Source organism: Pseudoalteromonas sp. C2R02 (assembly GCF_018860845.1).
Lineage (GTDB): Bacteria > Pseudomonadota > Gammaproteobacteria > Enterobacterales > Alteromonadaceae > Pseudoalteromonas.
Map to the genome: position 1 here is coordinate 109,997 of NZ_JAHKQC010000027.1, position 25,630 is coordinate 135,626.

The window sequence follows — 25,630 nt, forward strand, 5'->3', positions numbered from 1 at the left end:
GTTTTATTTTTATAGTGTATTTAAAATACAATTAAAATGCTGCATATGCAATAACCTTGTTGTTGCACATGCAGCATTTTTGGTTTGAGTTTTTATTTTTTATATAAAATGCTAAAGTGCCACAATGATTTCATATCAAGGTCAAGCACATTAGTAAGTCAGCTAGAGATCAGGCTTTTTCCCTGACAAAACAAATTGAAAACCCATTAGATTTAACATCTCATCTGCCATATAGAGTCGCTGTGGTAAGTAATTTATTGGCATTAAATCGAGATTGGAAAATTAGAAACTTAACTGATTTAGATCCAAGAGAAATGCGGGTTTTGATTAATATTGGCTCTTATATGCCTGTTAAATCAGCTGATATTGCTTATCAATCTAGGCTAGATTCTTATACGGTAAGCAGGGCGGTTAAAAAGCTTTTAAGTTTAAACTTAATTGAATCTCATCAAGATGAAATTAAAAAGAATGTTAAAAATTTATACTTAAATGAGGCAGGAAAAGCTTTATATCTTGAACTTATAAATGCCATGGATGAAAGATCTAAGCAATTAGAGTCTGTATTATCTGAAGATGAACAAGCTGTATTTTTTGATATGTTAGCGCGAATAGAAAACAAAACCGAAGCACTTTTAGCTGAACAAGCCAGTGAATTTATCAAGGAAGGTTTAGATGCGCCCACAGATCAAAAAGAATTAATTAGATGGCATAAAAAATCAAATAAAAAACCTAATTGAACTTAATTAAATTTTTATTTGGCTATGGCCTGTTTTAGGATTTAATAAAATCACTTTTTCTGATTTTAGTTGTTTAATGGCATCAGTTATTTCTGAGCAAGTTTGTTTACCTATAATAGAGTTTTGACAAACATAAAATACGTCTAATATATTGATAGGTTTATTTAAGTCATAAATAAACTTATCTTTAAACTTACTTTTATTGACTGCTGCTAATGTTGATTTATTGTCCCCTATAATGCCATCGATCCTGCCATTAAGTAACATTTTCACATTTATATCATCGTTATCTGTATAGAATATTTTTATTTTTTTATTGTTAACGATTTCAGAACCATAGCTGTATCCATGCACTGCGCCAAGTTTAAGCCCCTCAAGGTCAAAAGTGGATTGAATATTCATGTCCTTTACACTGTAAAAAATTATATTTTTTAACCAAAAAGGCTCAGATACGACTGCATTTTTTTTAGGTAGGCTTTCATATAGTTCAGGAAAGTAACTGATCAAATCATTATGCTTAAATTCATGCTGCACTCTTTTTGTTGGCATGAATAATAATTTATTTTCTGTTTGAGTACGGCGCATAATTTCTTTATGTAATCTAATAAAGGTGCCTTGATTTTCATTGATTGCCAATTCAGGAATATAGTAACTACCAAACATCAGGGTTTCAGAAGTAGAGGCATGGGAAAATAAAAGAAAAGCGAAAGCAGTTATCAATTTCATTAGTTTGTCGTAGGCATTTTTTGGCTTATTACTATATTTTTATTTGTTATTAGAGAATAGCAGTATTTGATCGCTATGCCAGTTTAATAAGTTAATTCCCATCTTTGGTAAGGTTTCTCTATCTAAGTTTTCTAAAAGTGACTTTATTTCTAAACCTAGCTCAGTATCACCCTTTAATAATAGTTTACGGTTGAAAAATAAAGTATCGGGATCTGCTTTTTGACTCGCCATTAAAACAAAGCTGTTAAAGTCTCCTTTAAAAACAACATCTGATCTCCCATGAGGTTTAACTATCAAGCTAGATTGTCCTTGAATATTTTGATGACTTATAAACCAAGAGGACTCTAAATCAGAAACTGTTAATTCTAACCATTTATCAGTTAAAAAATCGAATTCATCTTCTTTCAATTCAATAACAAAAACTTTATTTAAAATGTGTTCTAGTACAACGCATGGCACTTGATTTGGTATTATTTTTAGCGCAACTTTCCCGCCTAGCGGTAACTTATCTACAGCATTTTGAATGAAAGTATTTATCAGGCTCATAGTCATCAAATTTATACGATTAATGGCATTATTTTATTCTGAGTTATCATTTCAAAGCTTAATCTATATCAAGTTTCCCTTAGCAATTATCATTAAATTAAAGCCATAAAATTTTTTGTGGTGTGTATTCATGGAGCTTCTTTGTCCTGCAGGCAGTCTTGCCTCATTAAAAGCAGCAGTCGATGCGGGTGCTGATGCGGTTTATATTGGTTTTAAAGATGAAACAAACGCGCGGCACTTTGCTGGTTTAAACTTTACTGAACGGCAACTTGAAAAAGGGGTAGCTTATTTGCGACTGTATAATTGTAGACTGCATGTCGCAATTAATACTTTTGCCCACCCTGATGGTATGGCGCGTTGGCAAGCTTCTGTAGATAAAGCGGTATCAATCGGCGCTGATGTTTTAATAATCGCAGATTTAGCCGTGTTAGATTATTGTGCTAAAACCTATCCTGATGTCGAAATTCACGCTTCAGTGCAAGCATCTGTGACAAATGCAGCTGCGATTAATTTTTTTGTAGATAACTTTAATGTAAAACGTGTTGTTTTACCTAGAGTTTTGTCAATTCATCAAGTACGTCAATTAGCAAGAATCAGCCCTGTTGAAATTGAAGTATTTGCCTATGGTAGTTTATGCATTATGGCTGAAGGACGCTGTTATTTATCATCTTATTTAACAGGCGAATCTCCTAATACCGCTGGTGCTTGTTCACCTGCAAAATTTGTAGAATATAAAGAAACAGATACAGGCTTAGAAACCCATTTAAATGGTATCTTAATTGACAAGTTTAGCGATGATGAAAAAGCAGGGTACCCAACATTATGTAAGGGTCGCTTTGATGTTGGTGACGAGCGTTATCATGCGCTTGAAGAGCCGACAAGCTTAAATAGCATGGAAATGTTGCCTGAGTTGATGCAAATGGGCATTAGTGCAATCAAAATTGAAGGTCGCCAACGTAGTCCATCTTATGTATCTCAAGTGACATCGAGTTGGCGACAAGCGATTGATGCATGTAAAGCTAATCCTGAAAATTTTAAACCATCAGTTGAGACCAAAGCGTGTTTAAGTAGTTTATCCGAGGGAAGCCAAACTACGCTTGGTGCCTACCATAAAAAGTGGAAATAAAAACGATGAAATATGCATTAGGTCCTATCTTATATTATTGGCCAAAACAGCGTGTAGAAGACTTTTATAAGTTAGTTGCGCAATCAGACGTAGATATAGTCTATTTAGGTGAAACAGTATGCTCTAAGCGCCGAGAGTTAAAAATAAAAGATTGGTTAAATATAGCTCAGATGCTGTTAGATGTTGGTAAAGAAGTCTGTTTATCTACAATGGCTTTACTTGAAACACCATCTGATTTAGCCATGTTAAAGCGTTACTGCGATCAAAAAAACTTTATGGTAGAGGCCAATGATTTATCAGCCATACAGTTATTATCGGAGCAAGGTTTACCTTTTGCCATAGGCCCTGCTGTAAATTGTTATAACGCGCAAACCGTCGATTTATTTCTTTCAAAAGGCATGAAGCGTTGGGCAATGCCTGTTGAGTTATCGCATGAATGGTTACGCAAAATAGTCAGTGATCCATTGCTCAAAGATAAACGAGATAGTTTTGAAGTTGAAGTGTTTGCTTATGGCAATATGCCATTGGCTTATTCAGCGCGATGTTTTACTGCTCGCTCAGAAAATCGATCTAAAGATGAATGCAAATTATGCTGTATCGAATACCCTGAAGGGCGAATTATTAATAGCCAAGATAAAAATCAATTGTTTGTAATAAATGGTATTCAGACAATGTCGGGATTGAAATATAATTTAATTAATGATTTAAAAAGTATGCATGGCACAGTTGATGTTGTCAGACTGAGTCCACAGTCTGAAGGTACCCTAAAAATGCTAGAAAACTTTAAGGCTAATGAGTCCGGACTTGCACCTATCGCTCTTAATAAAAGCGATGAATGCAATGGTTATTGGCATAAAGTAGAGGGCATGGTTCAGGTTGAGGTTTAAAAGGCCATTAATACCTTAGGTGTATACAACATTTACTTTCCAAAAACTGCATTTACAGGTGGTTTAGTTATATTAGACTAATGTCTGACATATGCTAAATTACCTCTTTTCTTTTGTCTTTCTCAAATTTTTTATTTGAAATTACTTCAGCTAATTCATTTGGTTATGCTTTTTTTTTAGATTTGGTTTTACTGTCCTCTATTAAAGTTAACAATATGTTACGACTAAGGTCTGACTTTCAAGTCGTGTTTTGCTTGTTATGTTTAATCCTGAAGATATATTTTACTCACTTCAAAATGTTTTTTATAAAGTATAAAAATAATATGCATTTTGAAGCGATTAGAATATTAGCGCACTCAATGGTCCTATTAGGGGAATATGAAAATGGCTTTTAAAAATGATGAACAAGCTAAAGCATATTGGTCAGAGAATCTGTCCTTAATGTTTAAGTTATTAGCGGTTTGGTTTTTGGTCTCTTTTGGCTTTGGTATTATGTTAGTTGATGTACTAAACGAGATTAGATTTTTTGGGTTTAAATTAGGCTTCTGGTTTTCACAACAGGGCGCAATTTACACATTTGTGGCTTTAATTATCGTTTACGCAATGAAAATGAATGCGTTAGATAAAAAATACGGCGTAGACGAATAGGAGCAATATGATGGATGTTCAAACTCTCACTTTTTTAATTGTTGGTTTAAGCTTTGCGCTTTATATCGGCATTGCAGTATGGGCTCGAGCGGGTTCAACTCAAGAATTTTATGTTGCTGGTGGCGGTGTACCTCCTTTAGCAAATGGTATGGCAACGGCGGCTGATTGGATGAGTGCTGCGTCATTTATTTCAATGGCAGGTATCATTTCTTTTGCAGGTTATGATGGTGGTGTTTACTTAATGGGTTGGACTGGGGGTTATGTATTATTAGCCTTATGTTTAGCACCCTATTTACGTAAATTTGGTAAATTTACGGTTCCTGATTTTATTGGCGATCGTTATTACTCACAAACAGCACGTACAGTAGCTGTTATTTGTGCCATCTTTATTTGTTTTACTTACATTGCAGGTCAAATGCGTGGTGTAGGTGTTGTATTCTCTCGTTTCTTAGAAGTTGAAATTGAAACAGGTGTTTACATCGGTATGGTAATTGTATTTTTCTATGCTGTTTTAGGTGGCATGAAAGGCATTACATATACGCAAGTTGCTCAGTATTGTATTTTAGTTTTTGCTTACTTAGTGCCGGCTGTATTCTTGTCTTTAATGATGACAGGTCATGTATTACCACAAACTGGATTTGGGGCTACACTATCTGATGGATCAGGTATGTTACTGCTTGATAAACTTGATGGTTTGAGTACCGAACTCGGCTTTGCACAATATACCGAAGGCTCTAAATCCATGATTGATGTATTTGCTATTACAGGTGCATTAATGGTGGGTACTGCAGGTTTACCACATGTAATCGTTCGCTTTTTCACAGTTCCTCGCGTAAAAGATACACGTATTTCAGCTGCATGGACGTTAATATTTATTGCGATTGTTTACACGACAGCACCAGCACTTGCTTCATTTGCTCGTGTAAATATGGTTGATACGATTAACGGTAAAGATGGTAGCGGTACAGCTTATGCTGAAGCACCTAGCTGGATTAAAAACTGGGAAAAAACGGGTCTTATTACATTTAATGATAAGAATGGCGATGGCAAAATGTTCTACTCAGCGGGTAAGATCACAGATCCTGCTAGCAAGAACGAAATAAAAATTGACCGCGATATTATTGTATTAGCAACACCTGAAATTGCTGATTTACCAGCATGGGTTATTGCTTTAGTGGCAGCGGGTGGTATTGCAGCAGCATTATCAACAACGGCAGGTTTATTATTGGTTATCTCAACATCAGTGTCCCATGATTTATTGAAACGAACATTGATGCCTAATATTAGTGATAAACAAGAGCTCAGGGCCGCAAGATTGGCAGCTGTGATTGCCATTACCATATCGGCATACTTTGGTATTAATCCACCTGGCTTTGTAGCCTCAGTAGTTGCCTTTGCCTTTGGTTTAGCTGCATCGAGTTTCTTCCCTGCAATCATTATGGGTATATTCTCTAAGACGATGAATAAAGAAGGTGCTATAGCAGGTATGGTATCGGGTATTTTATTCACAATCGGCTATATCGTTTACTTTAAGTTTATTAGCCCTGATTTAAACAGCGCTGAAAACTGGTTATTTGGTATCTCGCCAGAAGGTATTGGTCTGATTGGTATGGTTGTTAACTTTGTAGTTGCAGTAGCGGTACAAAAAGTGACTAAAGAAATTCCAGCTGATGTAATTGAAATGGTTGATTCAATCCGTAGCCCTAAAGGCTCAGGTGATGCGCACGCTCACTAAAATGAAATAAACTGATATTGATTTTAATCAATAAAGCTTAAAAGCTCGACTATAGTCGAGCTTTTTTTTGCTTGTAAGTAAAGTAAAGTGAGGTAAGGTTTAAAGGGAGTGAGTCATGACTAACACCATAGAGCAAAAAGAACTCTATCAATTTTTAAGTAATCAAGCGCCATTTTCAGAGCTTGTACCTGCGGCTGCACACTATGCGGTTAATCACTTGCAAATTATTTATTTAAGTAAAGAAAATCAGTCTCAATGGTTAAACTCCCATTCTCCTAGTTTGTTTTTAATTCGTTCCGGTTTATATGACTTAGTGAATACCCAGGGGGAAGTGATTACACGTTTGAGTGAAGGCGATTATTTTGGCTATCCTTCATTGCTCACAGGTGAAGCGATAAAAAATAGCTTACAAGTACAAAATGAAGGCATAGTGTATGTTTTAGAACAAGGTGACTTTGATTTTTTACGTCGTGAGTATTGGGCTTTTGCACAATATTTTGTACGCGCTCATGCTAATCGCCTATTAGCTTCGAATTATAAAAAACGAGAAGAAAATTGGTCGGAGCAAAAAATTTCAGAGTTGATGCACTTTGGCGCTGTCACTCTTCCTCCAGATACGAGCATTCGTGATACGGCTAAAAAAATGAGTGAATCGAGCGTTTCTTCTATGATGATCACCCAAGATGAAAAGCTCGTAGGTGTTGTTACCGATAGGGACTTACGAAATCGCGTTTTGGCAGCAGAAGTTAATCCTGATCAAGCAGTTACCAAAATTATGACATCAAACCCGAAGTATATATTTGAAAATAATCGCGTATTTTCTGCGATGCAATTAATGCTGCGCCATAATATTCATCATTTACCAGTATTAGATGAAAGTTTTAAACCTTTAGGCATGCTTACCAGTACCGATTTATTAAGGCAGCAAAAATCAGACCCAGTGCAACTGATTGGTCGAATATATAAAGCGAATAGCACAATAGATTTAAAACGTTATGCAATGGAAATACCTGAGCTATTGCAAAGTTTTTCTCATAAAGTAGAAGACATTAGCATTATAGGAAAACTATTAAGCAGCTTAACGGATGCGCTAACTGCGCGTTTAATTATTTTATATCAAGAGCAGTTTGGTCATGCAGAAGTCCCCTTTAGTTGGATTTGTTTTGGCTCACAAGCGAGAGAGGAGCAAACTTTACATTCAGATCAAGATAATGGCTTATTATTGCCTGATAACTTAACGCCAAATCAAGATTCATATTTTAAAAGCATGGGGGAATTTGTTTGTGAGCAGCTTGCATTATTTGGTATTAAATCTTGCCCAGGTAATATTATGGCAAGTGCACCGCAGTGTCGCCAAAGTATTGATAGTTGGGTTGCAAAGTTTTCGCACTGGATCAAAAGCCCATCACCTAAAGCACTGTTAAATTGTAAAATATTTTTTGATATTCGCTTTGTGGATGGTTCTACTGAACTTTTTGATTGTTTTATGGATAAACTAGAAAGCATCACCAAAGATCAGCTGTTTTTTGCCAGTATGGCGACTGATATCAATAATAACTCAGTTCCCATAGGGTTATTTAATCAATTTAAATTAGAGAAAATTAAAGAGAAAAACAAAGATAAACATAAGTATTTAGACTTAAAAAAACGTGGCGTTGTGATCATTAATGATATTGTGCGTTTGTATTCCTTAAATCATGCTATTCGTGCATCTAATACCCTTGAGCGTTTAAATGCATTAGCTAAGATATCGCATATTAATAAAACCGATATTTATGATTTAAAAGATTGTTGGCGGTATTTAACGCAATTGAGGTTACGCACACAAATCAATCAAGAAGGTTTACCGAGTAACTGTATTAATCCAAATAAACTGACTTCGATGGAAAAACATCAATTAAAAGAAGCTTTTTATTTGATAAAACAAGCACAGCAAGCAGTCGCTTTTAAATTCGCTCGGGGTAGTTTATAAATGGGAGTTGCTCAAAAGGTCATTCAAACAATAAAAGAGTTTTTGATACCGAATAATCATTTAACATTGCTTCACAAACAAAATTGTTTGCATGCAGATTATTTAGTCATAGATTTAGAGTTAACAGGCTTGAACCCTAAAGAAGATGAAATAGTGTCAATTGCTTGGTTGCCGATAAAAAATCAAAGGATTTATGTTGGTCAGGGTGAACATTTTATTAACTCTCAAGTCAGTTGTTTAAAACAAAGTCCGATATTTCATGGGATCAATCAACAAGCGGTGCAAAGCGGGCAACCATTGACTAAGGCATTGCTAAAGCTCGTATCATTATTAGATAGTGTTGTTTTCGTATTTCACAACGCTGAACTCGATTGGGCTTTTTTGCAAAAAGCTTTTATAGAACATGGGATCATATTTTCTACTGAGCAATATAAATCAATTATAATATTAGATACCATGAAAATTGAGCATAAACGCTTGTCTAGGCTAAGTCATGACATAAGCTTCGATGCTTTAAACTTGGAAAAATGTAGGCATAGATATAATTTACCCGATTACTCAAACCACAATGCATTAACTGATGCGATGGCCACAGCTGAGTTATTACTGGCGCAAATTAATCATATCAGTAGCGGCAAACCATTAGCCGTTAAATCTTTATTGTAGTGCACTGTCTTTTTATTAAATCAATACGACCATTGAAACTATACTGTGATCAAATATATTTATTTTAATTATATTTGGACGTCTAAACATCTAGAGCTTGATAATTCTAGCTATCCGTTCATAATAGCGCAATAAGTTTACTTGTTTGGAGATTTTTTATGCCTATCACGGTACAAGATCAGCTACCTGCCATAGCTGCTCTTCGCAATGAAAATGTATTTGTTATGCCGCAAAGTCGTGCAAAAACACAAGAAATTCGCCCAATGCGTTTGGCTATTTTAAATTTAATGCCTAATAAGGTAGAGACCGAAGTTCAGTTTATTCGACTTCTGGCAAATAGCCCGCTACAAGTAAATGTCGATTTATTACGTTTAGATACGCACAGAAGTAAAAATACCTCAGAGCAGCACTTAGACACTTTTTACCGTTATTTTTCTGAAATCAAAGATAATAATTATGATGCTTTAATTATAACGGGTGCGCCTTTAGCGCATTTAGAGTATGAAAATGTGGGTTATTGGCAAGAGTTAGAAGTTATTTTGGATTGGGCTGAAAGCCATGTTACTTCAACTTTATTTTCTTGTTGGGCAGCTCATGCAAGTTTATTTCATCATTACGGTTTAAAACGAGAGCTTAAAAAAGATAAATTATGTGGTGTCTTTAAACATCAATGTTTTTCTGAGCATGGTGCATTAACACGTGGTTTTGATGATGACTTTTTAGTGCCTCATTCTCGTTATGGCAATATATCTTTAGAACAAATTGCAACTGTACCCGAGCTTGAGGTATTGGCGGGTTCCGATAAAGTTGGCGCATATTTAGTTAAAAACCAATCTGGTAGCCAAGTTTTTATAACAGGGCACCCTGAATATGAAGCGGACACTTTAGCGGGAGAATATGCCAGAGATGTTGCCAAAGGCGCCGATGCTGCTATACCAGAAAATTATTTTCTAAATGATGACCCTAAAATTGAGCCATCAAAAACTTGGCAAAGCCATGCATTTTTATTATTTTCAAATTGGTTAAACTATTATGTATATCAGACTACGCCTTATGATATAAAGCTTATTAGCCAAGATGTCAGAACAAACAATTATGCAGAATAAATTAACGTACCGTCGCCAAATTAGTAGTAAGGATTAACTCATGCCTAATAAACTTGAGCAGTTAAAAGCAGCATTAGAACAACGTATTCTCATTTTAGATGGTGCTATGGGCACCATGATCCAAAAATATAAGCTTGAAGAAGAAGATTATCGTGGTGAGCGTTTTGCTGATTGGCATATTTTAATCAAAGGCAATAATGATTTATTAAGCCTGACTCAGCCAAAAATAATAGAACAAATTCACCGTGAATATTTAGAAGCTGGCGCAGATATAATTGAAACCAATACATTCAATGCGACCACTATTTCAATGGAAGATTATGAGATGGCAAAATTTAGCCGTGAAATTAATCTTGAATCTGCAAAGTTAGCCCGTAAAGTTTGTGATGAAATACAAGCGAAAGATCCGTCTAAACCGCGTTATGTAGCGGGTGTATTAGGTCCAACCTCTAAAACCTGTTCTTTATCGCCAGATGTAAATGATCCCGCATTTAGAAATATTACATTTGATCAGCTGGTGGAAGCCTATATTGAATCAACTTTAGCACTGATTGAAGGTGGTGCCGATCTTATATTAATAGAAACTATTTTTGATACCTTAAATTCTAAAGCGGCAGCATTTGGTGTTGAAGAAGCATTTGAGCAAGCGGGTGTCACTTTACCTGTTATGGTATCTGGTACTATCACAGATGCCTCTGGACGCACTTTATCTGGGCAAACAACAGAAGCCTTTTATAATTCAATTCGTCACATCAAACCTATCTCTATTGGGTTAAATTGTGCTTTAGGTCCTGATTTACTGCGTCAATATGTCGAAGAGCTTTCTCGTGTTTGTGAAACTTATACCTCAGTGCACCCTAATGCAGGTTTACCAAATGAATTTGGTGAATATGATTTAGAAGCAGATGAAATGTCAGTCGAAATGGTCGATTGGGCAAAGTGTGGCTTTATTAATATTGTAGGTGGATGTTGTGGTACAACGCCTGAACATATTAAAGCTTTTGCTGATGGTGTAAATGGTATAGCTGCGCGTAAACTACCTGAATTGGAAGTTAGAATGCGTTTGTCAGGCCTTGAAGCCTGTAACCTAAATTAGTGTGAGAAGTAAATAATGACACAACAAATAGCTGTTTTTACTAATGTAGGCGAAAGAACAAACGTAACCGGATCTGCGCGGTTTAAGCGTTTGATCATGAATGAAGAATATGAAGAAGCTCTAAGTGTTGCCCGTGAGCAAGTAGAGAATGGCGCGCAAGTTATCGATATCAACATGGATGAAGCCATGTTGGACTCAAAAGCTGCCATGGTGAAGTTTCTAAACTTAATCGCTGCAGAACCTGATATCTGTAAAGTGCCTATTATGGTTGATTCCTCTAAATGGGATGTAATTGAAGCTGGCTTAAAGTGTATTCAAGGTAAAGCGATTGTTAACTCTATTTCTTTAAAAGAAGGTGAAGATAACTTTAGACACCAAGCAAAATTGATTAAACGTTTTGGTGCTGCTGCTGTTGTGATGGCATTTGATGAAACTGGGCAAGCTGAAACTGAAGATCGCAAATTTGATATCTGTAAACGTGCTTATGATATTTTGGTTGATGAAATTGGTTTTCCACCAGAAGATATTATTTTTGACCCAAATATTTTTGCTGTCGCGACAGGCATTGAAGAGCATGATAATTATGCGGTTGAATTTATTGAAGGAACACGTCGTATAAAACAAGGTTTACCACACTGTAAGGTGTCAGGCGGTGTATCAAACGTATCGTTTTCTTTTCGTGGTAACAACCCAGTACGAGAAGCAATTCACTCTGTATTTTTATATCACGCAATAAAAGCGGGTATGGATATGGGCATAGTAAACGCCAGTCAATTGGCTGTTTATGATGATATTCCATTGGAGCTCAGAAATGCGGTAGAAGATGTTGTTCTCAATACTGATCCTGAAGCGGGTGAGCGTTTAGTTGAAATTGCGCCTAAATACTCTGGACTGGCACAAGAAAGTAAAAAAGAAGATTTAGAATGGCGTACTTGGTCTGTTCAAAAACGTTTAGAACATGCGTTAGTAAAAGGTATTACACAGTTTATTGAAGAAGATACTGAAGAGTGTCGTCTAGAAGCTGATTTACCTATCGAAGTAATTGAAGGTCCACTAATGGACGGCATGAACGTGGTAGGTGACCTATTTGGCGCTGGTAAAATGTTTTTACCACAAGTTGTAAAATCAGCACGTGTAATGAAGCGCGCAGTTGCATATCTTGACCCATTTATTGAGGCGACTAAGGTCAAAGGCTCATCAAATGGTAAGATTTTGATGGCGACAGTGAAGGGCGATGTTCATGATATTGGTAAAAATATCGTGGGTGTCGTACTGCAATGTAATAACTATGAAGTAATTGATCTAGGTGTAATGGTACCAACAGAAACCATTTTACGTGTAGCAAAAGAAGAAAATGTAGATATTATCGGTTTATCAGGTTTAATCACGCCTTCACTTGATGAAATGGTACATGTTGCTAAAGAAATGACTCGCCAAGGTTTTGACTTACCACTTATGATAGGTGGTGCGACAACATCAAAAGCACATACAGCTGTTAAAATTGAACCGCAGTATCGCGCAGAAGGTGATAAAAAAGGCGTGATATATGTTAACAATGCCAGTCGTGCTGTAGGTGTTGTCTCTAATTTATTAAGTAAAAAAGTTAAAACTGAGTTTTTACAAAAGACCACTACAGAATATGAAAAAGTACGTGATCAACAAGCACGTAAACGTCCTCGTTCTAAGCCTGTAACGCTTGCTAGAGCACGTTCGAATGCAGCTAAGTTAGATTGGGATAATTACACACCGCCAGTACCTAAAAAGTTGGGTATTACGGAGTTTAAAGATGTTTCAATCAAAACATTACGAAAATATATAGATTGGACACCTTACTTTATGACTTGGTCATTAGCGGGTAAATATCCACGTATATTAACCGATGAAATAGTGGGTGAAGAAGCGCAAAGCTTGTTTAACGATGCAAATAAAATGTTAGATGAGCTGGAAATCTCAGGTAAGTTACAACCTTTAGGCATTATAGGTTTATTTCCAGCTAATCGCGTTGAAGATGATATCGAAATCTACAGTGATGAAACGAGAAGTGAAGTATTATTAAGATCTTGTCAATTACGTCAACAGACAGAAAAAACAGACTTTGCCAATTATTGTTTAACAGATTATATCGCTAAAAAAGGCATCAAAGATTACTTTGGTGGTTTTGCAGTGACAGGTGGCTTGGCTGAAGATGAAATTGCTGACGCATTTGATGCCAAGCAAGATGATTATAATAAGATAATGATCAAAGCGATTGCTGACAGATTAGCTGAAGCTTTTGCTGAGTACTTACATGAAAAAGTACGTAAAGAGTATTGGGGTTATGCTGAAGATGAAAACCTGACAAATGATGAATTGATACGTGAAAACTATCAAGGTATTCGTCCTGCTCCAGGTTATCCCGCATGTCCTGAACATACAGAGAAGAAAAAAATCTGGCAGCTTTTAGATGTTGAAAACCGTATTGGTATGAAGCTTACCAGCTCTTATGCAATGTGGCCGGGCGCTGCGGTATCAGGTTGGTATTTTTCTCATCCTGATTCTAAATATTATGCGGTAGCTGCCATTCAAAAAGACCAAGTAGAAGATTATGCACAACGTGCTGATATGACACTTGAAGAAGCAGAACGTTGGTTAGGACCAAATTTAGGGTATGAAAATTAATTATAAAACTCATTAACTTACATTTACAAAAAGCGACTTATGTCGCTTTTTTTATATATTTTAAACATGTTATTGTAACAAATTGTTATGAAGATTTTAAATTAATGGAATAAATGTGTTGTTGAAAATATTTAAGTTAGTTTTTTTATTGCATATATTTGCAATATCAATTGTGCATGCTACTGAAAAGTTTGATCAATTATTTGATCATGTTCAGTATCAAAATTCAAAGATATCACCAGATGGAAAACATTTTGCTGTAGCTACATTGAAGAAAGGAAAAACTATTTTAGTGTTTCTAGAAAGAGCAAACTTAAAGCTAGTCGGTTCTGCTAGTTTTGCAGGTAACTTAGAACTAGGAAGGTATTATTGGGTTAATAATGAAAGAGTTGTAATTAATGTTGTACAGAAAGATCCTTGGTCAGAAACACCTTCTTCCTACGGAGAACTATATTCTGTGAACTTAGACGGCTCAAAAGGTAAGATGATTTATGGGTATCGCTCAGGTGAATGGAACATAGGAAGTCGTTTAAAAAAGAAAGAATCAACTTCTGGGTGGGGGGAGATTATAGATATTTTACCTGAAGATAAGAAGCATATTTTAGTAAGTTCAACTCCTATGAGTGCTACTGGAGAGAGATATGCATCTATTTTTAAATTGAATGTATATTCTGGTGTTATCAAAAAGAAATTAGGTAGATCGCCTGTATCATTTTCCAAATTATTAACAGATATTGAGGGGAATGTTAAAATTGCTGTAGGTACTGACAATAATAATATTTCACAAATGTATATCAAGAATAAAAATGATTGGAAAAAAGTACCTAAAGGAAGTGTTGGTGAAAAAGTTTATCCTTTATCTATTAGTGAATCAGGAAAATATTTATATACTTTAGATAATTATCAGCAAGATATTAGAGGAGTTTTTAGATTAAACCTTGAAGATTTTAGTTATGAATCTATTTATACGGATAAAAAAGTAAATGTTACACATGTTGAAATGACAACAAACAATCGTTCAGCTTATGCGATTCGTATTGATGATGGCTACCCAGCTTATTTGATTTTAAATAAGCGTCTTGAAGAGGCTAAAGTATTTAAGGATTTACTCGCTACTTTCCCATACAGTGAAGTCACCATAACGAGTAAAACAGAGAAAGGGGAATTTTATGTTGTTATGGTATCTTCTGATATAGACCCAGGAACGTTATATTTATTTGATAAGAAAAATAATAAAATTACAGCGTTATTCAGGTTTAAACCTAAATTTAAAAGCAGTGAATTTGCCCAAGTTGAACCCATAAATTTTGAATCTTCAGATGGTAAAATGATAAATGGCTATTTTACTCAAGCAAAATCTAATAAAGAAAAAGAGTTAGCTCCTGTTGTTGTGTTAGTTCATGGAGGACCTCATGGAGTGAGGGACTATTGGGAGTTTTCTTCTCAAGTTCAGTTCTTAGTGGCTCATGGTTATTCTGTGCTACAAGTAAATTACCGAGGCTCAGGTGGTTTTGGGTATGAATTTGAGGCTGCAGGTTACAAATCTTGGGGCAGTTTAACTCAGAAAGATATTTATGATGGCTATCAATGGCTCGTTAAACATAATAAAGCAAAAGATAATAATGTATGTATTATGGGGGCTAGTTTTGGAGCATATTCTGCGGTGCAAAGTGCGGCTATTTTTCCTGAAACTTATAGGTGCGTAATTGCTAATGCGGGAATTTATGATTTGGAGTTAATGTTTGAAGAAGGTGATGTTCAACAAAGACGTTCTGGACTGAGCTATTTAAAACGAGTGTTAGGCACAGATGAAAAATTATTAAAAAGTATGTCACCTGTAAATTATGTTGAAAAAATCCAAGCTCCATTATTGCTTGCCCATGGAGAAAATGATGAAAGAGCGCCATTTGAACATGCTGAACGATTAAGAGAAGCACTTGATGAAGCAAATAAAACTTATGAGTGGTTTACTGTTGATAAAGAAGGGCATGGTTTTTATAACCCTAAAAACCAAAAAGCGTATATGAAAAAGGTAGTTGGTTTTTTAGATAAACATCTTTTATAGCTAATTTGAAATGCTTAATATTGAGACCAGTAATCATAATTACTGGTCTTTTTTATTTTGAAATTTAATTTTTCAGATGAAGTAGTTTAGCGAATGATGTTTAATTCAGATTTTCTTAAATAAATTAATAGCATAAATTTCAGTGAATAAACTAGAAAAGTGCAGAACCCATATATAGTAAAATATAATTATTAATTTTTACTTACAAATTAATAGTTTCGAAAACTATTTTTTTATTTTTAGCATGTTAATGTGATTTTAATATAAACATATATCTTAAAAAGACCAAAGGAAATATATCGTGAATAGGATAATTCAGTTTTTTTTATTATGCAGTATTTTAATAATACCATTAAATGTAAATGCTAAAGGTGAGAAAGGGTTTGATAGGAGCCAATTTTATAGTACTAAAATATCTCCTGATGGTAAGCATTTAGCTGTTTCAATGGCATTGAATGATAAAGTGGGTTTGGTTTTTTTAGATAGAAAAACTTTAGCTCCAGTAGGTAGAGTGCAATTTCCAGGAACGCATGAAGTGGGTTACTTTCGTTGGGTAAATGATGAGAGAGTTGTAATCAATATGCTTCAAAGGTTTCCAGGTAAAAAATTTCCACAATTATCTGGTGAATTATATGCTATTAATTCAGATGGCGCTATGGGAGAAATGATCTATGGTTATCAGGCTGGAGAAATGCAAACTGGCAGTTTGATCCGTGCTAGAAAGTCTATTCAGGGTAACGGTGAGGTGATTGATATCTTACCTGAAGATGATAAACATATTTTGATTAGCTCTACGCCTACGGTAATGAGAGGTAATGAGTATATTGTTGAAGAAGGCTTAGCCACTGTATATAAACTTAATGTTTATACTGGTGTTATAAGAAATAAAGTGGTGAAATCTCCTATTGCCCATGCAGAGTTTTTAACAAACGCAAATGGTGAAGTGAAAGTTGTTTATGGGCGTGATAAAAATAATACTAGCTTACTATATGTTCGTAAAAATGATTCTTGGATTAAAGTACCTAAAAGCAAAAAAGAGATTGTGGGTGACTCGTTAAATTTGATCTCTCTGAGTGAGTCAGGAAAAGAACTCTATGCACTTGGCAAAAGTAACGCTGAAGCTAAGGAGATATTTAAATTAAATCTTGATGATTATAGCTATTCTCAAGTATTTACTAATCAGGATATGGATATTTCTAATATAGAGAAAACTACAAATAATCGAGATTTATATGCTGTAAAACTTAATGGTGAGCATGCAGAATATCACTTTGTGAATAACCAATTAGATGAAGCTAAGATTTTTAAAAAGTTACTGAACACTTTTCCTGACAGTGAAATAAAAATTACAAGTAAAGAAGATAAAGGTAATTTATATGTTGCTGTTGTAGCCTCATCTCAAGGTGCCGAAACAGTATACTTATATGATAATAAAAATAATAAAATTTCGGTGTTGTTTCAGCTTAAAGCTAACTCAGCTAATAATAATGTAGCTAAAGCCAAGTCTAAAAAACAAAACTTAAAATAATAATATAGGTAAGAAGTTAATTACATTTGGTTGAGTAAATTAATAAACATTGTTTTTAACACCTCATTGTAAGCCAGTAATTCATCGTTACTAGCTTTTTTAATTGATAAATAAAAAAATCAGGAATTGATGTTTCTTGTCGAAAACTTAAGTTCAACTATAATTTTAAAAGAAATAAACGTGTAACCAAGGCATAAAAGGATTTAGAGCCGATGGAAAATAATGAAAACTACAATAGGGTACTTTTTGAAAATACCGTAATTGGGCTAGCTTTATGTCGCATGAGCGGCGATTTAATTGATGTAAATACTGCCTATTCAAAAATATTAGGTCATTCAGTTGAGCAAGTACTCACCTTAAGTTACTGGCAAATCACACCTGAAAAATATTATTCGCAAGAAAAAACATAATTAGAAAGCCTACAAAAAACCGGCAGATATGGACCCTATGAAAAGGAGTATATTCACGCTGATGGTCATTTAGTGCCAGTACGCTTATCGGGGCAAATAGTAAAAATAAGTGATGAGGAGTTTATTTGGTCCAGCGTTGAAGATATAACTTGTATTAAAGTCGCAGAATTAGAGCGTGAAAGTTTGATCGGTAAATTAGAAAAATCATTACAAGAAATTAAGACCTTAAAGGGTTTGATCCCTATATGTAGTTATTGCAAAGTGATCCGCAATGAAGAAGGGACTTGGGAAATATTAGAGTCTTACTTAAGTAATCATTCTGATGCACAATTTAGCCATGGTACTTGCCCTGAGTGCCTTGAAAAAGAGCTTGATAAAATAAGATGCATTCACTCTAAAACGTAATCAAATGAGCAATAGGAAGTCAGGGTGCTTTCTGACTTCTTAAAAAGTAAATCCCTATTATCCATGACATTGCTGCAGGTTATCTGTTTTGATTAAAGCGATAATCTCTCCATTATCATTATGCTTAAAAGCTAACAAATCTCCCTGTGAAATATTATTATCAAGGGCGTTATTGCGCTGTAATTGCTGTAAAAGAGATGCGTTAACTTGTACTAAAATGTCTTTATTACATGACTCAATATACCAATCATCGGCTTTATTAATTAATTTACCTCTAAGCTGCTTTTGGCTATTAAGTATTGATTGCGCCTTTGCTAGTTGCTCTTTTGCTTGCTGGTGAGCATATTTAATTTTTTTGTGATAACTGTTTTTTTCTAAGTAATGGATTTCTGTGATACTAGGTATATAAACAATTTCTTCAGTGCTGTTTAAATAGTCTTTTTGATTGTAATACAAACTGAACAATGTAAATAAAGCGACTGCCGTTAAGCTGATTTGCAGTGTATTTATCCAATTAAACTTGTTTTGATTTTTAACTTGAGTAATTAAATGTTTTTTTTCTTGTGGAGATAACTTATTGTCAGATTTATGGATTTTATATAATTGATTCAATTTATCATCAAAGTTATTTTCAGGTTGTGACATATTAGCCTCCTATATGCTGTTTAAAGTAAGATTTAGCGTAACGTAATCTTGTTTTTATGGTTTGTTCTTTTTGTTGTGTGATTTGCGCTATTTGTAAAATAGAAAACCCTTCTTGTTGTAAAACAAAAGCTTCCCTTTGAACAAAAGGTAATTGCTCTAATAGTTGTTTGAACTTTATTTGTATATCTTCATTCGCTTCAAAATGATGTTTTTGAATACTTTCAGGTTCTACTTGATCATCAAGTAATGCTTTTAAGCGATTTATCTTTCTAAGTTCATCAAGTAGGGTATTACGACCAACAGTAAATAACCAAGCTTTAAATGAACCATTTGCTTGATAATACTCTCGCTTATCAATTACTTTTAACCAGGTTTTTTGGCTAACATCTTTTGCTAATTCAATATCACTTTGACTTAATAGAAAATGATATAAATCATTTGCATGTAACTCTACTAGTCTTTGCAGTAATTCTTTTTTTCCTGACTTTGAATACAGAGACATTAAAGTTTCGGCATCTTTTTTTGGTAATAACCACTCTTTTAAACTTACTATCATTAATAAATTTATCCTTTTATATTTATTATTTTTAAATAAAAGGAATGTTTGATCATTCCTGATTTTATTTATATCTCTATAAGCTTTTATCTAACTTAAAGTCTAGCTGAATACTTTGTCCTGTTTGCGCAACTGCGTTACCTTCAACCATTTTAGGTTTGTACTTCCATTTTCTAAGTGCTCTTATTGCTTCTTTATCAAATACGCGTTTAGGTTCTGAGTTTATAATGTATGGTGAAATAACAGTACCTATTTCTGATATTGTGAATCCAAGTTGAACCCAACCTTCTTTACCGTCCCTTGCTGCTGTAATAGGGTACTTTGGTGTGATCCTCACTAAAGGTGTTGCTTCACCTTGAGAGCTTGTCATTGTGGGCATTTTTATTGTTGAACTGATCATTTTTATAACCGGTGCAAAGTGGGTTAGCGGGTTTCCAGGATCGACAGTTTCTACCTGAGGCGGCATATGTTTAGGTGGCTGCGGTTTTACTTGTGGCGGCGGAGGCACTCGGGTAATTAACTTAACTGCTTTTATGAGTGGCGCTTGCATTACATCTATTTCAATTATCTCCGGTGCATCCACAGCAATTTTATAGTCACTTTTAATTAAATAATGCATAAATGCAAAAGTGATTATGGTTGTGATGCTGGCACCTAAAATGAAAGATGAAAATTTAAAACTTTTATATAAAGGACTTTGAGTGATAGCGATTGTCATAAGCTTCTCCAGGGAGTTATTTTCTAAAATTGTAAGACTCATATATAAAACGTTATAAAAAATTAGAAGGGGTTAAATTTTTATAATAAATATAAATAATTTTTATTCGAAGATAATTTATATTAGTGAAGGAAGTTAATTCTTTGTTTGTTTAGCGAAGTTAAGCCGCGTTTAGAATGATTTTTACGCATTAATGAAACTCGTATTTTTGACATGTTTAAGTATAATGTCGCTATTAAATTTATATTTGAGATATGTTGTGGCAGAAGTAAGGGCAAGAGTTCAACTTAAGGTTGGCAAAAATAGTGATGTCTTAGCGCAATTAGTATCATTTACCGGCCTAAAAGATCAATTAGAACATGTAGCTTTGATTTTTAATGACGCAGATAAAAATCAAGAAACACCTTTAGTGCGTATGCACTCAGAATGTTTAACTGGCGACGTTTTTCATTCATCACGATGTGATTGTGGTGAACAGCTAAATGAATCAATCGAAAAAATGCATCAAGAAGGTGGCATTTTACTTTACTTACGTCAAGAAGGACGTGGTATTGGTTTATATAATAAAATTGATGCGTATGTATTACAGTCTCAAGGTATGAATACTTATGAAGCGAATAATCACTTAGGATTTGAAGACGATTTACGTGATTTTTCTGATGCTGTTTTAATGTTAAAAGCCTTAGGTATCTCTCAAGTTCAATTATTAACAAATAACCCTAGAAAAATAAATGCATTAAAAGATGCGGGTATAATAGTTAATAATGTAGTTGGTACACATGCCCATGTTAAAGAGGGTAATAAAGCCTATTTAGAAACTAAAGTTAAACATGGTTCACATCGTTTAGACTTAGGTAAAGTAATTAGTATTCGTAAAGAGAATGAAGATAAATAATGGCAATAGAATTAAGAGTTTTTAAAGCGCAATCTGGATTAGAGTGGTTTAAGGCTGCATGGCAAATTTTTAAGTCTCAGCCAGGCACTTTTATTTTTATGCATCTGTTCATAATTATAGTGGGCTTTATTCCATTTTTGATGCCTTTACTGCAAATTCCAGCCGCTTTAGCTGCACCATTTTTAATTGCAGGGTTTTATCGCGCTGTTTTGGCTAAGCTTCAAGGTCAAAAAATTGCACTTGCTGATATTTTAAAACCATTTTCAGAGAAGGGCACTAGGCTCGGTTTATTCCGTTTGGGCTTATATCAAATGGCTGCCGGTATTTTATTAGCGCTTGCTAGTAGTGTTTTATTTGAAGATGCATTATTAATTTTACAAGAAAATGCACAAAATCCAGAGTTAGTGGTTGAGCAATTTATCGCTGCAATACAGCCTGCTAATGTCATTTTATTTATCAGTTTAATTGCTGTTTATATGATGGCTTTTGCGTTTGCAGTTCCGCTTGTTTATTTCAAAAAGAAAGAAGCAATTTTTGAAGTTATAAAAGCAAGTTTATTATCTTTTTGGCACAATTTTGCTGCTTTAGGTGTTTTTGGTGGCATTTTATCTGTATTGATTTTAATTTCATCTTTACTGTCTTTAATTCCATTATTGATTGTTATGCCGATAAGTTACATCGCATTCTTTATTGCTTATCAAGCAATCTTTCAATTAAACGAAGAAAACATAGACCAAAATAATGATGAACCGCCAAGTTCACATGGCCAGTTTAATGCCTAAAGAAAGATGTTAAATGGAAGAACAAGCCAAGCAGAAATTAAAAAATTATGTTTTATGGTTATTATCACGACAAGAATATTCTCGTCGTGATTTAACTTTTAAGCTACAGAAAAAAGAAGCATCACCAGAATATATTGAGTCACTATTAGACTGGTGTGAAAGCCTTAATTATATTGATGAGACACGTTATTGCGAAGGTTTTATTCGACGCCATTTAGCCAAGAATCATGGTTATGCCCGAATAAAATCAGAAGCAGGCGCTAAAGGCATTGATAAAACACTGTTAGCATTTCAAATTGAAGAAATGGAAATAGATTGGTTTCAATTAGCCAGAACAGCATATATTAAGAAGTTTTCGAATATTACAGACACGCCCGACTACAAGCAAAAAGCGAAAATAGTACGCTATTTAATGTACCGGGGTTTTAACTATGAACAAATTGAATTCGCATATACCCATAACCAATCATGAATATGAATGGCTATGGGCATAGTGTCAGACGAGTGAGATAACCCATGCAACACATGAGCACAGCAAAATTACGTCAAACTTTTTTAGATTTTTATGCTAGTAAACAGCATCAAATCGTACCTTCTAGCAGCTTAGTACCAGGTAATGATCCAACTTTATTATTCACCAATGCGGGAATGGTTCAGTTTAAGGATGTATTTTTAGGTGGTGAAAGCCGTCCTTATACACGAGCTACAAGTTCACAGCGTTGTGTACGTGCCGGTGGTAAACATAATGATTTAGAAAATGTGGGTTACACAGCTCGTCACCATACATTTTTTGAAATGTTAGGTAACTTTAGCTTCGGCGATTACTTTAAAGTTGAAGCAATTCAATTCGCATGGCATTTTTTAACTGAAGTAATTCAATTACCAAAAGAAAAGCTATGGGTAACTGTTTACACTGAAGATGATGAAGCAGCAGATATTTGGATTAATCAAATTGGTGTAAATCCTGACCGTGTATCACGCATTGGTGCTAAAGATAACTTCTGGTCTATGGGTGATACGGGTCCATGTGGTCCATGTACTGAAATTTTCTTTGATCACGGAGAAGATATTTTTGGTGGTCCTCCAGGAACGCCAGATGAAGATGGTGACCGTTACATTGAAATTTGGAACTTAGTGTTCATGCAATTTAACCGTCATGCTGATGGCACTATGGAACCTTTACCTAAGCCTTCTGTTGATACTGGTATGGGTCTTGAACGTATCGCTGCAATTTTACAAGGCGTACATTCAAACTATGAAATTGATATCTTCAAAAACTTAATTAGTTCTGCTGCTGCTGTAACAAATGCAACAGATTTAGAAGATAAATCTCTACGCGTTGTAGCCGATCACATTCGTTCTTGTGCATTTTTAATTGTTGATGGTGTTATGCCATCAAATGAAGGCCGTGGTTATGTATTACGCCGTATTATTCGTCGTGCTGTTCGCCATGGTAATAAGCTAGGTGCGACAGGTTCATTCTTCCATAAGTTAGTTGCTTCATTAATTAATGAAATGGGCGATGCTTATCCAGAACTTGCTAAGCAACAATCGATTGTCGAAAAAGTATTAAGAATTGAAGAAGAGCAATTCAGTAAAACATTAGATCGTGGTCTAGTGATTTTAGAAGATAGCTTAAAAGCACTTGAAGGTACTGTGATACCAGGTGATTTAGTATTTAAACTTTATGATACTTATGGCTTCCCTTCAGATTTAACTGCAGATGTAGCTCGTGAACGCGAATTAACAATTGATGAAGATGGCTTTAAAGCTGCCATGCAAGTTCAGCGCGAAACAGCGCAAAAAGCAGGTAAGTTTGGTACTGATTATAATGAACAATTAAAGTCAGATCACACAACATCGTTTAAAGGTTACCAAAACGATCATATCAGCAGTACTGTGATTGAGTTGTTTGCCAATGGCGAAAATGCATCTGTACTAGAAGATGGCCAAGAAGGTATCGTGATTTTAGATCGCACTACTTTCTATCCTGAATCAGGTGGTCAAATTGGTGATGCCGGTACTATTAAAGTAACAGGTGGTGAGTTTGTTGTTACTAATACAACTAAGCTTGGTAACGCGATAGCGCATCAAGGTAAAGTTGTAGGTTCAATTGGCTTAAACGACCGTGTTGAAGCACAAATTGATGTGGATCGTCGTGATAGTATTCGTAAAAACCATACTGCAACGCATTTATTACATGAAGCATTACGCCAAGTGCTTGGTGAACATGTAACTCAAAAAGGTTCATTAAATGGACCTGACCGTTTACGTTTCGATTTCTCTCATTTTGAAGGTGTAACAAAAGAAGAGTTACTTAAGATTGAAACGCAAGTAAATACAGAGATCCGTCGTAATCTTGATTTAAATACTGAGTTAATGCAAATTGACGAAGCGAAAGAAAAAGGTGCAATGGCACTGTTTGGCGAAAAATATGATGATGAAGTACGTGTTGTTAGCATCGGCGACTTTTCAATCGAATTATGTGGTGGTACTCACGTAAATCGTATTGGTGATATTGGTTTATTTAAATTGGTATCAGAAAGCGGCATTGCTGCAGGTGTGCGCCGTATTGAAGCTGTAACAGGTGTTGCTGCATTAGATCATATTAATGCGCAAGCTGAAGTATTAAATAAAATTGCAAGTTTAGTAAAAGCTGATAGTAATAGCGCACTTGATAAAGTATCTGCCCTTGTTGATAAAGCAAAAGGCTTAGAAAAAGAAATCGGTCAACTTAACGATAAACTTGCAAGTGCTGCAGGTGCTTCATTATTAGATTCAGTGATTGATATCAATGGCGTTAAAGTTTTAATCGCTAATGTTGAAGGTACAGAATCTAAAGCATTACGTGGTATGGTGGATGACCTTAAAGTAAAACTTAATTCAGGCATTATTGTATTAGGTGTTGCTGCAGGCGCTAAAGTAAGCTTAATTGCTGGTGTAACTAAAGACTTAACGGGTCAATTTAAAGCCGGTGAATTAGTTAACTTTTTAGCACAACAAGTTGGCGGTAAAGGTGGTGGTCGTCCAGATATGGCACAAGCCGGTGGTTCACAACCTGAAAACCTAGCTTCAGCGTTAGACAGTGTTGAAGCTTGGATTTCTGAAAAAGCTTAAGTTTGAATTTGTAGCCACCAGATATGGTCAACATAACTGGAGGTTCACAGCCTGTAAACCTAACTTCAGCGTTAAATGGTGTTGAAGCTTGGATTTCTGAAAAAGCTTAAGTTTGAATTTGTAGCCATCAGATATGGTCAACATACAGTTGGTTCACAACCTGAAAACCTAACTTCAGCGTTAGACAGTGTTTAAGCTTGGATTTCTGAAAAAGCTTAGACTCTTTTTTTTTCATTATAACCTATAGAGCCATTTGATATTTTCTCAAGTGGCTTTTTATTTTTGTGCCTACCCTCGAAAAGTAAAAAATCAATAAACTCATTTATTTAAACATCTTCATCAAAAACTAACTGTCATTTCCAAGCATTATTTCTCAAAATTTGCGCTTAAAGCTTAAAATATAAAAAAATAAAATGTTTTTAGTGTGAATTTATTTCCATAAAGGGTGCTTTCAGTTTTAATAGCGTATTCTATTTTTATCAAGTAAAAGCTTGTCTTTCATTGCTTTTTTAGCAAATACAGCTTTAATAAGAGTATGAAAAAAACCAATTAGAACTTTTACTTACTTTTCTCTGTTTTATTCTTTAAAATAAGAAGGGACGGAAT

At 34.8% G+C, this 25,630-nt stretch carries 23 protein-coding genes; 18 read left to right on the forward strand and 5 right to left on the reverse strand.

Features of this window, described 5'->3' with window-relative positions:
* Positions 1–242: 242 nt before the first annotated feature.
* On the forward strand, positions 243–737 hold the full coding sequence (locus KO527_RS09715; protein ID WP_216040115.1) for a MarR family winged helix-turn-helix transcriptional regulator: 495 nt from the start codon (positions 243–245) through the stop codon (positions 735–737).
* 6 nt (positions 738–743) lie between these two features.
* Here the strand turns inward: KO527_RS09715 and KO527_RS09720 are convergent, their stop codons facing one another.
* Both KO527_RS09720 and KO527_RS09725 read right to left on the reverse strand, forming a co-directional pair.
* Positions 744–1,463 carry a transporter substrate-binding domain-containing protein gene (locus KO527_RS09720; RefSeq protein ID WP_216040116.1) on the reverse strand — a complete coding sequence of 240 codons (720 nt, stop codon included), beginning with the start codon at positions 1,461–1,463 and terminating at the stop codon, positions 744–746.
* A gap of 39 nt (positions 1,464–1,502) precedes the next feature.
* A complete protein-coding gene (locus KO527_RS09725; RefSeq protein ID WP_216040117.1) occupies positions 1,503–2,009 on the reverse strand; it encodes an SCP2 sterol-binding domain-containing protein in 507 nt (168 codons plus the stop codon).
* A gap of 130 nt (positions 2,010–2,139) precedes the next feature.
* On the opposite strand from KO527_RS09725, the gene KO527_RS09730 reads away from it, so the two are divergent.
* From KO527_RS09730 to KO527_RS09790, 13 genes are all read left to right on the forward strand, one after another.
* The gene (locus KO527_RS09730; RefSeq protein WP_216040118.1) at positions 2,140–3,135 is read left to right on the forward strand and encodes a peptidase U32 family protein; all 996 of its coding nucleotides are present in this window, start codon (positions 2,140–2,142) and stop codon (positions 3,133–3,135) included.
* A 5-nt stretch (positions 3,136–3,140) separates the two neighbouring features.
* Positions 3,141–4,022, forward strand: a complete 882-nt coding sequence (locus KO527_RS09735; RefSeq protein ID WP_216040119.1) for a U32 family peptidase — start codon at positions 3,141–3,143, stop codon at positions 4,020–4,022.
* Between the two features lie 384 nt (positions 4,023–4,406).
* Positions 4,407–4,670: a DUF4212 domain-containing protein gene (locus KO527_RS09740; protein ID WP_216040120.1), complete on the forward strand. Its 264-nt coding sequence runs from the start codon at positions 4,407–4,409 to the stop codon at positions 4,668–4,670.
* A 10-nt stretch (positions 4,671–4,680) separates the two neighbouring features.
* Positions 4,681–6,405: a sodium:solute symporter family protein gene (locus KO527_RS09745; protein ID WP_216040189.1), complete on the forward strand. Its 1,725-nt coding sequence runs from the start codon at positions 4,681–4,683 to the stop codon at positions 6,403–6,405.
* Positions 6,406–6,520: 115 nt separating this feature from the next.
* Positions 6,521–8,377, forward strand: a complete 1,857-nt coding sequence (locus KO527_RS09750; protein ID WP_216040121.1) for a DUF294 nucleotidyltransferase-like domain-containing protein — start codon at positions 6,521–6,523, stop codon at positions 8,375–8,377.
* Positions 8,378–9,043, forward strand: a complete 666-nt coding sequence (locus KO527_RS09755; RefSeq protein WP_216040122.1) for a 3'-5' exonuclease — start codon at positions 8,378–8,380, stop codon at positions 9,041–9,043. It abuts the gene before it with no gap.
* A 158-nt stretch (positions 9,044–9,201) separates the two neighbouring features.
* Positions 9,202–10,149, forward strand: coding sequence for a homoserine O-succinyltransferase (metA, locus tag KO527_RS09760; RefSeq protein WP_216040123.1), 948 nt, complete (start codon positions 9,202–9,204; stop codon positions 10,147–10,149).
* Between the two features lie 40 nt (positions 10,150–10,189).
* Entirely contained in the window at positions 10,190–11,245 is a 1,056-nt protein-coding gene (locus tag KO527_RS09765) for a homocysteine S-methyltransferase family protein (protein WP_216040124.1), read from the forward strand.
* 15 nt (positions 11,246–11,260) lie between these two features.
* Positions 11,261–13,903 (forward strand): methionine synthase, encoded by a 2,643-nt coding sequence (gene metH, locus KO527_RS09770; protein ID WP_216040125.1) that lies wholly within the window; start codon positions 11,261–11,263, stop codon positions 13,901–13,903.
* 121 nt (positions 13,904–14,024) lie between these two features.
* Positions 14,025–15,968, forward strand: a complete 1,944-nt coding sequence (locus KO527_RS09775) for an alpha/beta fold hydrolase (RefSeq protein ID WP_216040126.1) — start codon at positions 14,025–14,027, stop codon at positions 15,966–15,968.
* 301 nt (positions 15,969–16,269) lie between these two features.
* Positions 16,270–17,496 carry a hypothetical protein gene (locus KO527_RS09780; protein ID WP_216040127.1) on the forward strand — a complete coding sequence of 409 codons (1,227 nt, stop codon included), beginning with the start codon at positions 16,270–16,272 and terminating at the stop codon, positions 17,494–17,496.
* A gap of 212 nt (positions 17,497–17,708) precedes the next feature.
* Positions 17,709–17,906, forward strand: a complete 198-nt coding sequence (locus KO527_RS09785) for a PAS domain S-box protein (protein WP_216040128.1) — start codon at positions 17,709–17,711, stop codon at positions 17,904–17,906.
* A gap of 72 nt (positions 17,907–17,978) precedes the next feature.
* On the forward strand, positions 17,979–18,311 hold the full coding sequence (locus KO527_RS09790; protein WP_216040129.1) for a hypothetical protein: 333 nt from the start codon (positions 17,979–17,981) through the stop codon (positions 18,309–18,311).
* 57 nt (positions 18,312–18,368) lie between these two features.
* Here KO527_RS09790 and KO527_RS09795 read toward each other — a convergent pair whose 3' ends face one another.
* The 3 genes from KO527_RS09795 to KO527_RS09805 all read right to left on the reverse strand — a co-directional run bounded on the left by KO527_RS09795 (position 18,369) and on the right by KO527_RS09805 (position 20,230).
* Positions 18,369–18,956: a hypothetical protein gene (locus KO527_RS09795; RefSeq protein WP_216040130.1), complete on the reverse strand. Its 588-nt coding sequence runs from the start codon at positions 18,954–18,956 to the stop codon at positions 18,369–18,371.
* Between the two features lies 1 nt (position 18,957).
* Complete coding sequence (locus KO527_RS09800) at positions 18,958–19,512, reverse strand: sigma-70 family RNA polymerase sigma factor (protein WP_216040131.1); 555 nt, start codon at positions 19,510–19,512, stop codon at positions 18,958–18,960.
* Positions 19,513–19,588: 76 nt separating this feature from the next.
* A complete protein-coding gene (locus KO527_RS09805) occupies positions 19,589–20,230 on the reverse strand; it encodes an energy transducer TonB (protein ID WP_216040132.1) in 642 nt (213 codons plus the stop codon).
* A gap of 259 nt (positions 20,231–20,489) precedes the next feature.
* On the opposite strand from KO527_RS09805, the gene ribA reads away from it, so the two are divergent.
* Genes ribA through alaS form a run of 4 tightly spaced genes read left to right on the forward strand, consistent with a single transcriptional unit; the run spans position 20,490 to position 25,024 of the window.
* A complete protein-coding gene (gene ribA, locus KO527_RS09810; protein WP_216040133.1) occupies positions 20,490–21,125 on the forward strand; it encodes a GTP cyclohydrolase II in 636 nt (211 codons plus the stop codon).
* A complete protein-coding gene (locus KO527_RS09815) occupies positions 21,125–21,907 on the forward strand; it encodes a BPSS1780 family membrane protein (protein ID WP_216040134.1) in 783 nt (260 codons plus the stop codon). The genes ribA and KO527_RS09815 overlap by 1 nt, the downstream gene beginning before the upstream one ends.
* A gap of 13 nt (positions 21,908–21,920) precedes the next feature.
* Complete coding sequence (locus tag KO527_RS09820) at positions 21,921–22,379, forward strand: regulatory protein RecX (protein WP_216040135.1); 459 nt, start codon at positions 21,921–21,923, stop codon at positions 22,377–22,379.
* A 44-nt stretch (positions 22,380–22,423) separates the two neighbouring features.
* Positions 22,424–25,024 carry an alanine--tRNA ligase gene (alaS, locus tag KO527_RS09825; RefSeq protein WP_216040136.1) on the forward strand — a complete coding sequence of 867 codons (2,601 nt, stop codon included), beginning with the start codon at positions 22,424–22,426 and terminating at the stop codon, positions 25,022–25,024.
* Positions 25,025–25,630 lie beyond the last annotated feature (606 nt).

Bases quoted from the DNA above. Each gene is read 5' to 3' on its own strand.
- KO527_RS09720 (WP_216040116.1), bottom strand. From the start codon at position 1,463: ATGAAATTGATAACTGCTTTCGCTTTTCTTTTATTTTCCCATGCCTCT.
- KO527_RS09725 (WP_216040117.1), bottom strand. From the start codon at position 2,009: ATGAGCCTGATAAATACTTTCATTCAAAATGCTGTAGATAAGTTACCG.
- KO527_RS09730 (WP_216040118.1), top strand. From the start codon at position 2,140: ATGGAGCTTCTTTGTCCTGCAGGCAGTCTTGCCTCATTAAAAGCAGCA.
- KO527_RS09735 (WP_216040119.1), top strand. From the start codon at position 3,141: ATGAAATATGCATTAGGTCCTATCTTATATTATTGGCCAAAACAGCGT.
- KO527_RS09740 (WP_216040120.1), top strand. From the start codon at position 4,407: ATGGCTTTTAAAAATGATGAACAAGCTAAAGCATATTGGTCAGAGAAT.
- KO527_RS09745 (WP_216040189.1), top strand. From the start codon at position 4,681: ATGGATGTTCAAACTCTCACTTTTTTAATTGTTGGTTTAAGCTTTGCG.
- KO527_RS09750 (WP_216040121.1), top strand. From the start codon at position 6,521: ATGACTAACACCATAGAGCAAAAAGAACTCTATCAATTTTTAAGTAAT.
- KO527_RS09755 (WP_216040122.1), top strand. From the start codon at position 8,378: ATGGGAGTTGCTCAAAAGGTCATTCAAACAATAAAAGAGTTTTTGATA.
- metA (WP_216040123.1), top strand. From the start codon at position 9,202: ATGCCTATCACGGTACAAGATCAGCTACCTGCCATAGCTGCTCTTCGC.
- KO527_RS09765 (WP_216040124.1), top strand. From the start codon at position 10,190: ATGCCTAATAAACTTGAGCAGTTAAAAGCAGCATTAGAACAACGTATT.
- metH (WP_216040125.1), top strand. From the start codon at position 11,261: ATGACACAACAAATAGCTGTTTTTACTAATGTAGGCGAAAGAACAAAC.
- KO527_RS09785 (WP_216040128.1), top strand. From the start codon at position 17,709: ATGGAAAATAATGAAAACTACAATAGGGTACTTTTTGAAAATACCGTA.
- KO527_RS09795 (WP_216040130.1), bottom strand. From the start codon at position 18,956: ATGTCACAACCTGAAAATAACTTTGATGATAAATTGAATCAATTATAT.
- KO527_RS09800 (WP_216040131.1), bottom strand. From the start codon at position 19,512: ATGATAGTAAGTTTAAAAGAGTGGTTATTACCAAAAAAAGATGCCGAA.
- KO527_RS09805 (WP_216040132.1), bottom strand. From the start codon at position 20,230: ATGACAATCGCTATCACTCAAAGTCCTTTATATAAAAGTTTTAAATTT.
- KO527_RS09815 (WP_216040134.1), top strand. From the start codon at position 21,125: ATGGCAATAGAATTAAGAGTTTTTAAAGCGCAATCTGGATTAGAGTGG.
- KO527_RS09820 (WP_216040135.1), top strand. From the start codon at position 21,921: ATGGAAGAACAAGCCAAGCAGAAATTAAAAAATTATGTTTTATGGTTA.
- alaS (WP_216040136.1), top strand. From the start codon at position 22,424: ATGCAACACATGAGCACAGCAAAATTACGTCAAACTTTTTTAGATTTT.